Annotated in this window: 12 protein-coding genes; 3 read left to right on the top strand and 9 right to left on the bottom strand. The window is 62.1% G+C overall.

The annotated features are described in order from the left end of the window. Positions 1-35: 35 nt before the first annotated feature. The 9 genes from rnr to OU694_RS03260 form a co-directional block, all read right to left on the bottom strand. The gene (gene rnr, locus OU694_RS03220; protein ID WP_308909545.1) at positions 36-2,345 is read right to left on the bottom strand and encodes a ribonuclease R; all 2,310 of its coding nucleotides are present in this window, start codon (positions 2,343-2,345) and stop codon (positions 36-38) included. A gap of 38 nt (positions 2,346-2,383) precedes the next feature. Next, a complete protein-coding gene (gene topA / locus OU694_RS03225; RefSeq protein ID WP_308909546.1) occupies positions 2,384-4,969 on the bottom strand; it encodes a type I DNA topoisomerase in 2,586 nt (861 codons plus the stop codon). A 122-nt stretch (positions 4,970-5,091) separates the two neighbouring features. Next, entirely contained in the window at positions 5,092-6,231 is a 1,140-nt protein-coding gene (gene dprA, locus OU694_RS03230; RefSeq protein ID WP_308909547.1) for a DNA-processing protein DprA, read from the bottom strand. Between the two features lie 47 nt (positions 6,232-6,278). After that, positions 6,279-6,911, bottom strand: coding sequence for a glycerol-3-phosphate 1-O-acyltransferase PlsY (gene plsY, locus OU694_RS03235; protein WP_308909548.1), 633 nt, complete (start codon positions 6,909-6,911; stop codon positions 6,279-6,281). Next, positions 6,908-8,158, bottom strand: a complete 1,251-nt coding sequence (gene pyrC / locus OU694_RS03240) for a dihydroorotase (RefSeq protein ID WP_308909549.1) — start codon at positions 8,156-8,158, stop codon at positions 6,908-6,910. The genes plsY and pyrC overlap by 4 nt, the downstream gene beginning before the upstream one ends. Beyond that, positions 8,155-9,159 carry an aspartate carbamoyltransferase catalytic subunit gene (locus OU694_RS03245; RefSeq protein WP_308909550.1) on the bottom strand — a complete coding sequence of 335 codons (1,005 nt, stop codon included), beginning with the start codon at positions 9,157-9,159 and terminating at the stop codon, positions 8,155-8,157. Before OU694_RS03245 ends, pyrC begins: the two co-directional genes overlap by 4 nt. Before the next feature lie 47 nt (positions 9,160-9,206). After that, positions 9,207-9,665 (bottom strand): Holliday junction resolvase RuvX, encoded by a 459-nt coding sequence (ruvX, locus tag OU694_RS03250; RefSeq protein ID WP_308909551.1) that lies wholly within the window; start codon positions 9,663-9,665, stop codon positions 9,207-9,209. Then, entirely contained in the window at positions 9,662-10,831 is a 1,170-nt protein-coding gene (locus OU694_RS03255; protein ID WP_308909552.1) for a DUF3089 domain-containing protein, read from the bottom strand. Before OU694_RS03255 ends, ruvX begins: the two co-directional genes overlap by 4 nt. Before the next feature lie 21 nt (positions 10,832-10,852). Beyond that, complete coding sequence (locus OU694_RS03260; RefSeq protein ID WP_308909553.1) at positions 10,853-11,368, bottom strand: GNAT family N-acetyltransferase; 516 nt, start codon at positions 11,366-11,368, stop codon at positions 10,853-10,855. A gap of 84 nt (positions 11,369-11,452) precedes the next feature. Between OU694_RS03260 and OU694_RS03265 the strand changes: the two genes are divergently transcribed. The 3 genes from OU694_RS03265 to gatA all read left to right on the top strand — a co-directional run bounded on the left by OU694_RS03265 (position 11,453) and on the right by gatA (position 15,134). Further along, on the top strand, positions 11,453-13,243 hold the full coding sequence (locus OU694_RS03265) for a DUF4153 domain-containing protein (protein ID WP_308909554.1): 1,791 nt from the start codon (positions 11,453-11,455) through the stop codon (positions 13,241-13,243). 111 nt (positions 13,244-13,354) lie between these two features. Then, a complete protein-coding gene (gene gatC / locus OU694_RS03270; protein ID WP_289505569.1) occupies positions 13,355-13,645 on the top strand; it encodes an Asp-tRNA(Asn)/Glu-tRNA(Gln) amidotransferase subunit GatC in 291 nt (96 codons plus the stop codon). Positions 13,646-13,652: 7 nt separating this feature from the next. Further along, positions 13,653-15,134: an Asp-tRNA(Asn)/Glu-tRNA(Gln) amidotransferase subunit GatA gene (gene gatA, locus OU694_RS03275; protein ID WP_308909555.1), complete on the top strand. Its 1,482-nt coding sequence runs from the start codon at positions 13,653-13,655 to the stop codon at positions 15,132-15,134. Positions 15,135-15,136: the final 2 nt, after the last annotated feature.

Genomic DNA, 15,136 nt, shown 5'->3' on the forward strand with positions numbered 1-15,136 from the left:
TGACATGGACCCCGGATCAAGTCCGGGGTGACGATTCATTGGGGCCTGCGGCGCTTCCGGCGCGGTGGATGCTCGGTCTTTTCTTTGGGTGCGGTCGATTGCGGGCCGCCGCCGCGTTTGGGGCTGCGACGCCCTTTGCTGGCCATGCGCCGTGCCTTGGGGCCAATCGCACCGGGATGCCGGTCACCGGCCATTTCAAGCCGCAAGCCGCCCGTGAAGGGGTTAGCCTCCAGCAGCTTCACTTCCACCCGGTCACCAAGACGGAAGGTTTCGCCCGTGCGTTCGCCGATCAGCGAATGGTGGGTTTCATCATGTCGGTAGAAATCGGCCCCGAGCTGCGAAATGGGGATGAGCCCGTCACCGCCTGAAGGTTCCAGCAGCACAAACAGCCCGAACTTGTTGACGCCCGTGATACGGCCCTCGAAATAGTCGCCGATACGGTCGCCGAGATAGGCGGCGATATAACGCGCAGTCGAATCGCGCTCGGCCGCCATCGCGCGGCGCTCGGTGGAGCTGATATGTTCGCCCACCATTGTCATTTCCTCGATCTCGCCTTCAGTGAGACCATCGTTGCCGAGCTTCAGTGCGCGGATCAGGCCGCGGTGGACCACCAGGTCCGAGTAGCGGCGGATGGGGCTTGTGAAGTGGGCATAGCGCTGCAGGGCGAGACCGAAGTGGCCGAGATTGTCGGGGCTGTAGTAAGCCTGCGTCTGGCTTCTCAGCACCACTTCATTGACCATGGTTTCCACGGGCGTGCCCGAAACCTTCTTCAGAAGGCCGTTAAAGAGCCGCGGCATCATCACCTGACCCTTCGGGGTCGGCAGGTCGAGCGAGCGCAGGAAATCCGACAGCGCCTCGATTTTGTCGAAGGCGGGTTCTTCGTGCACGCGGTACATGGCGGGCACGCGATGCTTTTCAAGCTCCTCGGCGGCGGCCACGTTCGCCATGATCATGAATTCTTCGACCACGCGGTGCGTATCCAGCCGCTCGCGCACATTGATGCGGGCGACATGGCCGTCGGGCCCCAGCTCAATCTTGCGTTCCGGCATGTCGAGGTCCAAGGGCTCGCGCTTCGCCCGTGCCATCATGATGGCCTTCCAGGCGCCGTGGAGGGGCTTCAGGACGCTATCAAGGAGTGGGGCGGTGGTCTCGTCGGTAATGCCGTCGAGGGCGGCCTGCGCCTGCGCATAATGGATATTGGCAGCCGATCGCATCAGCCCACGCACAAACTTGTGGCGGATCTTGTTGCCTTCGGCGTCGAACCACATGTGAACCGCAAGGCAGGCGCGCTCCACCCCCGGCATCAGGCTGCAGAGATCAGCCGAAAGCTCCTCCGGCAGCATCGGCACGACGCGGTCGGGGAAATAGCAACTGTTGCCGCGTTTCTTGGCTTCCACATCAAGGGCACTGTCGGGCGTCACATAATGGGCAACGTCGGCGATGGCGACGATGGTGTGCCAGCCGCCCTTGTTCTGCGGGTCCGTATCGGCTTCGGCCCAGATGGCGTCGTCATGGTCGCGCGCGTCAGCCGGGTCGATGGTGATGAGCGGAATATCGCGCAGGTCGGTCCGGTCACCCAGCGCCACAGGCTTGGCGGCTTTCGCGGCTTTGATAACGTCCGTGGGGAAAACGTGCGGGATATCATAGGCATGGATGGCGATAAGGCTGATCGAGCGGGCGTCGGACACATCGCCCAGCCGTTCGGTCACGCGGGCCATGCGGGGGCCGAGCCGTTCGCGGCCCTTGCGCACCGGCATGGCAACCACAAGCTCGCCTTCGATGGCGTTGCCGGTGTCGCCGGCGGCCACCAGGAAATCATCGCGATTCTTCTTGTCGATCGGGTGGATACGGCCGCCGTTCTCGCCGCCATGGAACACACCCATGATGCTGGCTGGTGCATTGGGCAATATTTTCAGGACTTCGGCCTGGTAGCGGACATCGCCGCGCTTCACTTCGCGCAGGCGCACAAGCGCCCTGTCGCCGGGGCCCATGGCCGGGCCCTTGTGGCGTTTGCCCGTGGCGAGCGCAATCTTCGGCGGCGCGCCTTCGCCCTCCCAGTTCACGGGCTTCACGAAGGACTCGCCTTCGCGGTCAAGTCCTGCGAATTCAACAACCTGAACGGAGGGCAGGCGGTCGGACGGGCGCAGCGATTTGGAGAAATCCTTGGCGATCAGGCCGTCGTCTGTCATCTCGCGGAGAAGCTTTTTCAGCTGGACCTTGTCGGGGCCCTTCACATCGAACGCTCGGGCAATGTCGCGCTTGGTGACGCGGCCCTCGAAGCCCTTGATGAAATCGAGGACGGCTTCGCGGCTGGGCAGGCCCTCGATTTCGTGTTTCTTGGCCAAGTCAGGCTCCTTTCAGGCTTGGCAGGGAGACGGGCATCTTACCCGGCTTTTGCGGTCTTGGCTTTCGCCTTCGCAGGGGCCTTTTTCTTGGCGGCGGGTTTCTTGCCGCCTTTCGATGCCTTGGCGGCAAGCCATTCGACTGCCTGCTCCATCGTCACCGATTGCGGATCGGTGCCCTTGGGGAGTGTCGCGTTCGTCTTGCCGTGATTGACATAGGGGCCATAGCGGCCGTCCAGCACCTTCACGCTTTCGCCGTCGGTCGGATGGGCGCCAAGGTCCTTCAAGGTCGTCTTGGCGGCACCGCCCTTGCGGTCCGGCGTGTCGGCGAGAAGCGCGACCGCGCGGTTGAGGCCGACAGCGAAGACTTCTTCGGTGGAGCCGAGCTTCGCATATTTGCCGTCATGTGCCAGATAGGGGCCATAGCGGCCGATGGAGGCGGTGATCGGCTGACCGCTCTCGGGGTGCACACCCACTTCGCGCGGCAGCGACAGAAGGGCGAGTGCCTTTTCAAGACCCACGTCTTCGGGCTTCATATCCTTGGGGATCGAAGCGCGCGGTGGCTTCGTGCCTTTGGCGCCTTCCCCGATCTGCAGGTAAGGCCCGAAACGACCGTTCCTCAGCGTCACGGCCTCGCCCGATTTCGGGTCGGTGCCAAGTTCCACCACACCGTCGCCGACTTCTTCCGATGCTGCGCCATTGTCGTTGGCGCCGAAGGGGCGGGTATAGCTGCATTCGGGATAGCGCGAGCAGCCCACAAACGCGCCGTAGCGTGAAAGGCGCAGGCCAAGCCGGCCTTCATTGCACACCGGGCAGACGCGCGGGTCGTGGCCTTCGTCCTTTGCCGGGAACAGCAGCGGGGCGAGATATTCGTCAAGCGCATCGATCACCACGGCGGTACGCACGCCGATGATCTCTTCAGTCTTGGGTTTGAAGTCGGTCCAGAATTCCTTCAGCACCTTCTTCCAGTCCAGCTCGCCCGCCGAGATATCATCAAGCTGTTCTTCAAGCTTCGCGGTGAAATCATATTCCACATAGCGCGGGAAGAATTTCTCAAGGAAGGCGGTCACAAGCCGGCCCTTGTCCTCGGGGATAAAGCGGTTCCTATCCATCGTCACATATTCGCGCTCACGCAGCACGGTGAGGATGGAAGCGTAGGTGGACGGGCGACCGATGCCGAGCTCTTCCAGCTTCTTCACGAGGCTCGCTTCCGAATAACGCGGCGGCGCCTCGGTGAAATGCTGGTTGGCAGTAACGCCGTTGAGCTTCAGGGCTTCACCGTCGGCAAGCTTGGGCAGGCGGTTGCCGTCCTCATCGTCATCGCTGGCGCTGTCGTCGCGGCCTTCCTGATAGACATTCAGGAAGCCGTCGAACTGGACGACCGTACCGGTGGCGCGCAGTTCGACCGACTTGTCGCCATTGAAGATGGTGACCGTGGTGCGTTCCACGCGCGCGCTTTCCATCTGGCTGGAAACGGTACGGCGCCAGATCAGTTCATAAAGCTTGCGTTCGTCGTCATCCAGCGCATGGGCGATATCGGCCGGGCGGCGCATCACATCCGTCGGGCGGATGGCTTCGTGCGCTTCCTGAGCGTTCTTCGCCTTGGTTTTATACAGGCGGGGCGCATCCGGCAGATAATCCTTGCCGTAGCGGTCACCGATCAGGTTGCGGACCGAATTCAGCGCTTCCTGCGCGATGGTGACACCATCGGTACGCATATAGGTGATCAGACCGGTGACTTCGCCGCCGATCGACTTGCCCTCATACAGCGCTTGCGCGGTGCGCATCGTCTTATTCGCCGGGAAACCAAGCTTGCGGGCGGCTTCCTGCTGCAGGGTCGAGGTGGTGAAGGGCGGTTGCGGATGCCGGAGGCCCGGCTTGCGTTCCACGGTGTCAACCTTCAGCCCGCCAGCCTTGACGCGCGCTTCAGCGGCGCGGGCCAGCGCTTCATTCTTCAGGTCCAGCTTCTTCAGCTTCTCGCCGTCGAGCGCGAAGAGGCGGGCATTGAAGCCGTCACCCGCGCCGTTCGCAAGGGCTGCTTCGATGGACCAGTATTCTTCCGCCACGAATCGTTCAATTTCCGATTCGCGTTCACACACAAGGCGCAGCGCCACGGATTGCACGCGGCCAGCCGAACGCGCGCCCGGCAGCTTGCGCCACAGAACCGGCGACAGGGTGAAGCCGACGAGATAATCGAGGGCGCGACGGGCGAGGTAGGCGTTGACCAGCTCTTCATCCAGGTCGCGCGGATGGGCCATCGCCTTCAGGATCGCCGATTTGGTGATCTCGTTGAAGACGACGCGTTTGACTTCCTTGCCTTTCAGCACCCGCTTGCCGGCCAGAACCTCGAGCACGTGCCAGCTGATCGCTTCCCCTTCGCGGTCGGGGTCAGTTGCCAGATAAAGGCGGTCGGCATCCTTCACGGCCTTGGCGATATCGCTGAGGCGCTTGTTGGAGGCGGCATCGACCTCCCAGTTCATGGCAAAATCGTCGTCGGGTTTTACCGAGCCGTCTTTCGCAGGCAGGTCGCGGACATGGCCGAAGCTCGCCAGAACTGTGTAGTCCTTGCCAAGGTATTTGTTGATGGTTTTCGCCTTGGCGGGCGATTCGACAATGACGACATTCATGAAATCGGCTTCTCCGGCTCGTTCTGGGCGGGAATCACTAAAAATAAGGGCACCCCTTGTCTCACCTAGTTGGAAGTCGCCCAGAATGCAACGGCCTTTGTAAACCGAAGGTCAAAGGGCACTCAGGGCACAAGGGCCACACGACCACCCGGATAGCGCACGGCAAGCCCGCCAAGCTCCAGTTCCAGCACAAGGGCTGCCACTTCTCCGGCCGGCAGGCCAGAGAGGCGGATCAGGTCATCCATAGCAGTGGGGGAGGGGGAAAGAAGGCCCTTCACTTTTTCGCGGGCGGCGGAATTTGTCTCCGGCGCTTTTGGCGGGGCGTGATCGAAAAGCGGCAGACCGGAGGGATCGCGGAGCGCGCGGCTGCGCAGGCTTTCAATCTCGTTCAATACATCAGCGGCCGTTTCGACAAGGATGGCGCCTTCACGCAGCAACTGGTTGGCGCCGCCGGCACGCGGGTCGAGCGGCGAACCGGGAACCGCGAAAACCTCACGCCCCTGTTCACCCGCGAGCCGCGCGGTAATGAGCGAGCCGGAGCGCAGGGCTGCTTCCACAACGAGTATGCCGAGCGACAGGCCACTGATCAGCCGGTTGCGGCGCGGGAAGTGGCGAGCTTGCGGCTCGGTGCCGAGCGGCATTTCGGAAACGAGAAGGCCTTCCTCGCCGATCTTTTCCTGCAGGGCCGCATTCTCGCGGGGGTAGGTGATATCGAGCCCGCCGGCGAGACAGGCAATGGTCCCACCCTTGAGGGACGCCGCGTGGGCGGCAGCATCGATCCCGCGGGCGAGGCCCGAAGCGACAACGAGCCCGGCACTGCCAAGGCCTGCCGCGATCATCTGGGCGATCTTCAGCCCGGCTGCACTGGCGTTCCGCGTGCCGACGATGCCGATAGCATCGCGCGCCAGCAGGCTCACCTGTCCCTTGGCGAACAGCACGGGTGGGGCGTCCTCGGTGGCAGCAAGGAGGGCGGGGTAAGCGCTATCCCCCAGAAACAGGGGAAAGGCCCCGAAGCGGGCGAGGGCAGCGAGTTCCTTCTCGGCTTCGGCTTTCGCCGGGATACGCAGCGGCCCCTTGCGCCCGCCCTTGGCGGCAAGATCGGGCACCGCTTCAAGTGCAGTCTCAGCGCTGCCAAAGCGGGCGATCAGGTGGCGCCAGGTGATGGGGCCGATGCTGTCGGTGCGGATAAGGCGCAGCCGGGCCAGGCGTTCGGATTCCGAGAGGGACGCGGTCTGCCCGCCAGTGTGAAAGCTGCCATGCATGCGCAGACTGTGCCGGAGCCGATGGGCTTAATCAACCGAAAGCTCGGTTATTCATCTTCCGGTTTTTTCGGCGCTGCTTCGGATTTCTTGCCGATCCGGCTTTCCGTACCCTTGAGGAGGCGGCCGATATTATCCTTGTGACGAATAAAGATGATGATCGTCATCACCAGGATGAATGGCCACAGCAACACCTGATCGCTCGGGAACAGATAGGCCGAGAGTATCGGCGCCGCTGTTGCAGCCACAAGGGCGGCGAGCGAGCTGTACCGGGTGACCGCTGCAACCACGAGCCAGATCAGGGCGGTGGCACCCATCGTGGCGGGCGAGATAGCGAGAAGCGTGCCGAAGAAGGTGGCGACCCCCTTGCCGCCCTTGAAGCCGAGATAGATGGGGAAACAATGCCCCATGAAGGCAACCGCACCCGCAAGCGGGGCGATGCCCGGCTCCACGAGCCACGCGGTGAGGCCGACGGCGATGGCGCCCTTGCCGGCGTCCAGCAGGAGTGTGAGAAGCGCCAGATCCTTGCGGCCGGTACGCAGCACGTTGGTGGCACCGATATTTCCCGAGCCGATGGCCCGGATATCGCCAAGGCCCGCCAGATGCGTGATCACGAGTCCGAACGGGACCGAGCCCAGCATATAGGCGAAGATCAGGATGAAATCGGCGGCAACCCCCATCATGAAGGCTCTCCCGTATAAACCGGCTTGCCTGCAACAATAGTGCGCCACACGCGGCCTTGCACCGGCAAAGTATCAAAGGGTGTGTTACGGGCTTTCGAGAGGAAAGCGCTGCGATCAACCCGCCACGGCTTGGCCGGATCGAAGATGACGAGATCGGCGTTGGCACCGACACCGAGCGTGCCGGACGACAGCCCCAGAAGTTTCGCAGGCGTGAAGGTCATCGCCCTCAGCACCGTCATCAGGTCGAGGCTGCCCGCATGCACAGGGGCGAGAGCCAGCGGCAGCAGCGTCTCGAAAGCGCTGATCCCGGCGGCGGCCTGCGCGAAGGGCAGGCGTTTCACATCTTCGCTGCGCGGATCATGGTCGGAAACGATCACATCGATGGTGCCATCCTTGATCCCGTCGATCAGGGCCTTGCGGTCTTCTTCGGTGCGGAGCGGCGGGCTGACCTTGGCGAAGGTACGATAGCCTTCCACAGCATTCTCGTTGAGATGCAGATAATGGGGCGCAGTGGCCGCCGTCACTTTGGCGCCGCGTTTTTTGGCGGCGCGTACAGCCTCAACTCCGGCGGCCGACGAGATGAGCGCGAAATGCAGGCGGCTGCCGGTCATTTCGGCGAGCCGCGCGTCACGTTCGATCTGGATCACTTCGGCCATGACCGGTATGCCGGCAAGGCCCAGCCGGGTGGCGACTTCGCCTTCATGGGCAACGCCGCTGGCGGCGAGCGCGGATTCTTCCGGGAACTGGACGATCAGCGCCCCGAAATAGTTGGCATATTCCAGCAGCCGGCGCAGCACCTGCGCATTCGCGACAGCGCGTCGGCAATCGGTGAAGGCGACGGCACCCGCTTCCTGCATCTGGCCGATTTCGGCGATTTCCTCGCCGCGCATGCCTTTGGTGGCCGCGCCCATGGGGTAAACCCGCACACTCGAATAATCCTTGGCGCGGCGACGGATACGCTCGACCGGGGCATCGGTGTCGATCATGGTTGTCTGGTCGGGCTGCAGGATCACCGTGGTTATGCCACCGGCTGCGGCCGCATCCGTATCCACCTGATGGGCGCGCATGTCGACAAGGCCGGGCGCCAGCACGCGGCCCTTGCAATCAACGATATGGCTGGCGCCGGTCGTGGTGGCGGCAGCGCCAACGGCGACAATGCGGCCATCCTCGACCGTCAGGGTGCCGATTTCGTCAAGGCCCGTTGCCGGGTCCATAAGGCGGGCGTTGGTGTAGGCCGTAATGCTCATGCCTCGCCTCCTTCACGCAGGTTGCGGGTCAGGATATCAAGGCAGGCCATCCGCACGGCGACCCCCATTTCCACCTGTTCCTCGATGGCCGAGCGGTCGAAATCGTCGGCAACGTCCGATGCGATTTCCACACCCCGGTTCATCGGGCCGGGGTGCATCACAAGCACATCTTCCTTGGCGACGGCGAGCTTGTCGCGGGTCAGGCCCCAGAACTGGTAATATTCGCGAAGGGAAGGCAGGAAGCCGCCCTGCATGCGTTCCTGCTGCAGGCGCAGCATCATCACGACATCGGCGTCCTTCAGGCCTTCATCCATGCGGGTGTAGACCTCGACCCCCAGCCGGTCGACATCCTTCGGCAGCAGGGTCGGCGGGGCGACAAGACGGACGCGTGCGCCCATGGCGGTGAGGAGATAGATGTTTGAGCGTGCCACGCGGCTGTGGGTGATATCGCCCGAAATCGCGATGATCTGGCCGTGCAGGCGGCCCTTGCGGCGGCGGATTGTGAGGGCATCAAGCAGCGCCTGAGTCGGATGCTCGCTCCGCCCGTCGCCGGCGTTGATAACTGCACAGCTCATTTTCTCGGACAGGAGCTTCACGGCGCCCGAGTCCGCATGGCGCATGACCAGCACATCGGGGTGCATGGCATTGAGCGTCGCGGCGGTATCGAGAAGCGTCTCGCCCTTCTTGATCGAGCTCGTGCCCGTCGACATCGAAATCGTGTCCATGCCGAGGCGCTTGCCGGCGATTTCGAAGCTCATCAGCGTGCGGGTGGAGTTTTCGAAAAACAGGTTGATCTGTGTCAGCCCCGCGCAGATGGCGGTCGTTTTTTTCGCTCGCCGGTTCTGGTCAACATATCTGTCGGCCGTATCCAGAAGATGCTGGATCGTGGTGGGGTCGAGCCCCCAGGTGCCGAGAAGATGTTTGTGCGGAAAGGCGATTCCCGAAGGCGGCGCAATCTCTGCGCGGACATAGGGGTCATGATCGGACGACTTTGTGCTCATGAAAGTGGCCTTATAGGGCTAAATGACTGGAGCGACAAGGGGCTGCCTCAAAACGCATCGAGCGCGCCTTGAAGGATGTAGGCGGCGGCCATCTTGTCGATCACTTCCTTGCGGCGGGCCCGGCTCGAATCCGCGTCCAGAAGCGTGCGTTCAACGGCAGCTGTCGACAGGCGTTCGTCCCAGAGCGTCTGGGGCAGGTCGATCACGCCGGAAAGATTCTCGCAGAAAGATTTGGTGGACTGGCAGCGCGGTCCCTCCGATCCGTCCATATTGACCGGCCAGCCGATGACAAAGCCGCCGACCTTCTGCTCTGCCACGATGGCGGCAAGGCGCGCGGCATCGTTCCGGAACTTGGTGCGCGCGATGGTCTCCATCGGCGTCGCGATGGTCAGTGTGGTGTCGGATAGTGCCACACCGATTGTTTTGGAGCCGACATCAAGGCCGACGAGCCGGTATCCGCGCTGGATACCGGCCTTCAACTCGCGCAAGGGGACAAGCCTGCTCATTCCGCTGCAGCACCTGCCGGGGTCCAGGCGCGGGCACGGGCCTCGGCGTTGGCACGCAGGTTCATGTAGAAGATGTTGATGTCATAGACGTGGAAATTCTCGCCCGGCCATTTGTATTCCAGCCACTCAGGCGTGGTCGGAATGTCGGTCAGATACAGAATGCCGTCCTGACACTGGGTGCCGGTGAAATTGCGGATCGGCTTGCCGAGCGGTGCGTCGGTCAGGTCCATCACGACCGCACCCATGTTGGTGGAGCGGGTGTCGTTGCCGCCGATCTTCCAGTCTTCAGGGTTGGTGCACAGCATTGTGGTGCCGGCGAGCGGCTCGCCGTTCAGGCCACGGGCATTGTCGAACCAAGCCTTGATTCCGGACGGATCGCCGCCGAGCGCATAGCTCTGCCATGATACCACGCAGCCAGTGTCGGTGGCGCTTTCGCACGCGTCCACGCCTTCGATAGCGCCAATATCGCCTTCAATACTGACCGGCCAGCCGATCACATAGGCGGCGGCGAGCATGGGGGTCAGCTCGGTGCCGTCGAACCGGTCCTTGAGAAGATGCAGCACATGCACTGCCCCTTGGCTGTGGCCTGCAAGGATGATCGGGCGACCGGCATCGCGCTGGGCAACAAAGGCATCGAAGGCCGCAAGGATATCGCTGTAGGCGAGGTCGAGTGCGCGGGCGCCGTTCTCGCCCATGCCTTCCTCTTCCTCAAGGAAAGCGCCAAGACCGGCCTGCCGGTATTTGGGCGCATGAATGCGGCCCGCCACATTGAAGGCACTGGCCTGATGCTTGAAGGACAGGAGCGCGGTATAGCGGTTGGTCTTTTCATCATCGAGCGGCGCGTTCCAGTGCGCGCGGTTCAGGTAAGTTGTCGGATGCACGAAGAAAACGTCGGCAATCGGCGCCATCTTGTGGGTCATCACGCCTTCGGGCGTGTGGGCGCCAAGCGCGGGGTTTTCCGGGCTGATCCACCAGCTTTCAGCCTTGCTATAATCGGGCTGTTCGCTCGGGGCGTCCTCGGCAAAGTCATGGCCGGGCACGAAGGCGAGGCGCATGGCGGTTTCCTGATTGGCGCCGAACCATGTCATGCCTGCAAGCACGACAAGCACGACAACCACGATACCGATCAGGAAATAGACAGCCGGATGACGGCGCGTTTCAGACATGGAATTCCCCCTTGGATTGGCTCAGGGCCACAGGGCCATCAGCCGGTCATTGACGACGCGACCATCTTCATAGCGCACCGCCCCCTTGCGTTCACCCTCTAAAATGAAGCCGAAGGATGTGTAAAGCGCTTGGGCCGCTGCATTGTCGGCATGCACATGCAGTTCGATCTTGCGGATATAGGGATGCGCCTTCACCCAATCGACAAGCGCGGCGAGGAGCTTTCGGCCAACCCCCGTGCGGCGCCGATCAGCGCGCACAGACATGGCGAAGGTCAGCACATGCCGCACCCGCTGACGCGGATCCACCCAGCCGTCGATCATGCCGACAATGGCGCCGTCCGCGTCCTTGGCGATCAGGCAAACCTCACCCGAAGACGCCAGTTTACGCACGCACCAGCGCCAGCGGGCGAAGGTGCCCATCCCGTATTCTCCGGGGGCTGTGATCAGGTGATCCGAGGTTTCATAGACCTGTCGGACATAGGCATTGAGGGCGCGGGCGTCCCCAAGTTCAACTTCGCAAATTTCGATCTTGGCCACCGTTATGCCCTTGTAACGACGCAATTTCCCGATCTTAATCAGATTATTGTGGTAATGTCCTCAATTCTCGGGGGAGAGCGAAAAATGACGCAGGATCAGGCGCTGAACAAAAGCAGGCGAATGCTTTTGCTGCTCGCCGGTTTGCTGGCGGGGATTGCGCTTTATCTCACCGACAAGCGGCCCGTCGGCCTCAATAAAGACATGGCGCTCGCCCTGATTGCGGCACTTTTTTATGGCGCCCATACCCTTCTGTTGACAGCTCATGCCGGCTCGCTGCGGGGTGCAGTGATCTGGTCGTTTGGCGCCTTTGCTGGCGTGTTCGTGCTCGGCTTCCAGTATCTTACCCATATCGGTTACGGGGAGGGGCTGACCCAATGGAATGACGCGGAAGCCGATTTCTTCGTATCGCTCCATTTCGCCTTCTTCCTCTTCACGGTTTACCTGCAAACGTGGCGGGAAGAGCAGGGGCTTCTGTATCCCGCGCTATTCGCCAACGCTTGCCGGAATCTCGTTCTTGCCGTTCTGCCGTTTACGCTGGTGATGCTGGTCTTTCTGGCGCTTGGCATGATTTCCGAACTTTTCAAGGTGATCGGGATCGATCTCCTTTCCCGCCTTCTGGACAAATCATGGTTCTATTTCCCGCTCGGCGGGCTTCTGTTTGGACTGTCGGTCCTGTATCTGCGCGAGAACGAAAAGACGATGGCGGCTGCCGTCCGCTTCAGTCTCGCCATGTTCCGGATCGTCGGCATGCTGATCGGCGGGGCGGCGCTCATATTCCTGCTCTGCTTGCCTTTTGTCGGGCCCGAACCCCTGTGGAACAGCCGTATGGCAGCGAGCATGCTTCTTGCCGTGGTCGTTGTAACGGGCTTCCACGCCAACGCCTATATCGAGGATGGCAGTGCTGCAACATGGGGCAGTGTCGGCAAGGCACGGCAGGTGCTTGTGACGGCCTCTATTGCGGTTCTGCCCATCTATATCGGCCTTGCGGCCTGTGCTTTCTGGCTTCGGATCGACCAGCACGGCTTTTCACCAGACCGGGTCTATGCCTTGCCGATCCTTGTTTTGAGCGGCGGCTTCGCGCTCGGCTACCTATATCAGATCGTCACCAAGCAGCTCGATTGGGTGCGTCATGCCGGGCGGGTCAATATCCCGATGACTATCCTTGCGGCGTTTGTCGCTGTTGTCATGCAGCTCGCCCCTGTCAGCGCATACCGGATTGCCGCGGACAGCCAGGTTGCGCGGCTACAGGCCGGTAAGGTCGCCCCTGATGATTTCGACTATGGTGCGCTCAAATTCTCGATGGCGAAGCCGGGACGCGAGCGTTTCGACACCTTGCTTGCCGACGATGCCACACTCGCCAATCTGGGCTTCACGCGCTCGCTTGCCGACCTGCGAGAGCTCGACAGCCCCCATCTCGCCAGGGCGGTCGACAGTTTGCGTCCGATCCGCCCGGAAGACCTGCGCATCCTGCCCGAAGGCGTGGATATGGCCGAAGCCTTCGATGCGGGCCTTCTGGCTGCCCTCAGCGGGGTCGATATCGACTGCGCCGACCGGCAGGTGGGCATGCCCGTCTGCACCCTATGGGCGGTGGACATGAACGAAGACGGGAAGCGGGAGTATATCTGGATCACTGCACGCGAGTTCGATCTGCAGCTTGAAGTCTATGAAATGGGGGAGTTGGCAGGAAGCTGGCGGCGCTATTGGGGTGGCTCGATGAGTAGCAGTTTTTACGGCGACTTCCTGAAAGCTATCGAGGACGGAAACTTCAGCTTCTTCCAGCCCCGGCTGCCTGCACTGATGGTTAACGGGACGGCCTTCCAGTTCCCCTTGGAGGGTGAAGACGTGACCGACGAGGCGAGAGAGAGTCGGAAATAGCAAAAGTCGCGGGATTTTCCGTCATTCCCGCTTGCTCCCGGCTTGGGGCGGCGCTAAGTTGCCGCCCTGATTTTATGTTGCAACGCGACACGTCTTTCCAAGGGATTTTCCATGTCGGACATTGACAAAGCCACCGTGGCAAAGATCGCACGGCTGGCGCGCATCCGCATCGAGGATGACAAGCTTGACCATCTGGCCGGTGAACTCAACGGCATCATGCACTGGATCGAGCAGCTGAACGAAGTGAATACCGATAACATCGCGCCGATGGCGAGCGTGGTGGATGCCAAGCTGCGCTGGCGACAGGACGAGGTGAATGATGGCGGCATCCAGGACAAGGTCCTGAAAAATGCGCCGAACGCCGAATACGGCTTCTTCACCGTCCCCAAAGTGATCGAGTAGGCCTCAAATGACCGACCTGACCAAACTGACAATCGCCGCCGCCCGCGACCTGATGGCGAAGGGCGAGCTTTCCTCGCGTGAGCTGACCGAAGCCCATATCAAGGCTGTCGAAGCCGCGCGTCCGCTGAACGCCTATGTGGCCGAAACCCCCGAGATGGCGCTCGCGCAGGCGGACGCTGCCGACGCCAAGCGCAAGGCGGGTGACGCCCGCGCCATGACCGGCATCCCTGTGGGTATCAAGGACCTGTTCGCCACCAAGGGCGTGCACACGCAGGCGTGCTCGCACATTCTCGATGGCTTCAAGCCCGAGTATGAATCGACGGTGACCCAGAAACTCTGGGACAATGGTGCCGTCATGCTCGGCAAGCTGAACATGGACGAGTTCGCCATGGGCTCGTCGAACGAGACGAGCTATTACGGCCCGGTGAAAAACCCGTGGCGCGCCGAAGGCTCTAACAAGGATTACGTGCCCGGTGGCTCGTCGGGTGGCTCGGTGGCCTCGGTTGCCGGTTACGCCGCAATGGGTGCGACGGCATCGGATACCGGCGGCTCGATCCGCCAGCCTGCAGCCTTCACCGGCACCTACGGCATCAAGCCGACCTACGGCCGCTGCAGCCGGTATGGCATGGTGGCGTTCGCCAGCTCGCTCGATCAGGCCGGCACCATCACCCGCACCGTGCGTGACGGCGCCATCATGCTGGAGAGCATCTGCGGCTTCGACCCCAAGGATTCGACGAGCGTGAACATGCCCGTCCCGAATTTCGAAGCGGCACTCACCGGCGACATCCGCGGCCTGAAGGTTGGTATTCCGCAGGAATATCATCTGGCCGGCATGCCCGCCGAGATCGAGGCGCTGTGGCATCAGGGTATCGAATGGATGAAGGCAGCGGGTGCAGAGGTTGTCGATATCAACCTGCCGCACACCAAATATGCGCTGCCGACCTATTATATCGTGGCGCCTGCCGAGGCTTCCTCGAACCTCGCCCGTTATGACGGCGTTCGGTACGGCCTGCGCGTTGTGCCCAACGGCGGTGGCCTCAATGACATGTATGAAGCGACCCGCGCCGCCGGCTTCGGCGACGAGGTGAAGCGCCGCATCATGATCGGCACCTATGTGCTGTCGGCTGGCTATTACGACGCCTACTATCTGAAGGCCCAGAAAGTGCGTCAGCTGATTTCGGACGATTTCAAGCGCGCCTTTGAAAAGGTCGATGTGATCCTGACCCCGACGGCACCCTCGGCCGCTTTTGCTTTTGGTGAAAAGTCGGACGATCCGGTTTCCATGTATCTCAATGACGTCTTCACCGTGCCGGCGTCGCTTGCCGGTATTCCGGGCGCGAGCGTGGCCGCAGGGCTCGATGCGCAGGGGCTGCCCCTCGGGCTGCAGATCCTCGGTCGTCCGTTCGACGAGGAAACCGTGCTGCGCGTCTCCGGCGTGATTGAAGAAGCGGCGGCCCTGAAGGCCGAACCCAAAGTATGGTGGAGGTAAGC

This window comes from Pseudokordiimonas caeni, assembly GCF_026719705.1.
Classification (GTDB): domain Bacteria; phylum Pseudomonadota; class Alphaproteobacteria; order Sphingomonadales; family Kordiimonadaceae; genus Gimibacter; species Gimibacter caeni.

Coding starts and splice junctions, on each gene's coding strand:
- ruvX (WP_308909551.1), bottom strand. CDS start 9,665: ATGAGCAGGCTTGTCCCCTTGCGCGAGTTGAAGGCCGGTATCCAGCGC.
- gatA (WP_308909555.1), top strand. CDS start 13,653: ATGACCGACCTGACCAAACTGACAATCGCCGCCGCCCGCGACCTGATG.
- topA (WP_308909546.1), bottom strand. CDS start 4,969: ATGAATGTCGTCATTGTCGAATCGCCCGCCAAGGCGAAAACCATCAAC.
- pyrC (WP_308909549.1), bottom strand. CDS start 8,158: ATGAGCATTACGGCCTACACCAACGCCCGCCTTATGGACCCGGCAACG.
- gatC (WP_289505569.1), top strand. CDS start 13,355: ATGTCGGACATTGACAAAGCCACCGTGGCAAAGATCGCACGGCTGGCG.
- OU694_RS03255 (WP_308909552.1), bottom strand. CDS start 10,831: ATGTCTGAAACGCGCCGTCATCCGGCTGTCTATTTCCTGATCGGTATC.
- dprA (WP_308909547.1), bottom strand. CDS start 6,231: ATGCATGGCAGCTTTCACACTGGCGGGCAGACCGCGTCCCTCTCGGAA.
- OU694_RS03245 (WP_308909550.1), bottom strand. CDS start 9,159: ATGAGCACAAAGTCGTCCGATCATGACCCCTATGTCCGCGCAGAGATT.
- plsY (WP_308909548.1), bottom strand. CDS start 6,911: ATGATGGGGGTTGCCGCCGATTTCATCCTGATCTTCGCCTATATGCTG.
- OU694_RS03265 (WP_308909554.1), top strand. CDS start 11,453: ATGACGCAGGATCAGGCGCTGAACAAAAGCAGGCGAATGCTTTTGCTG.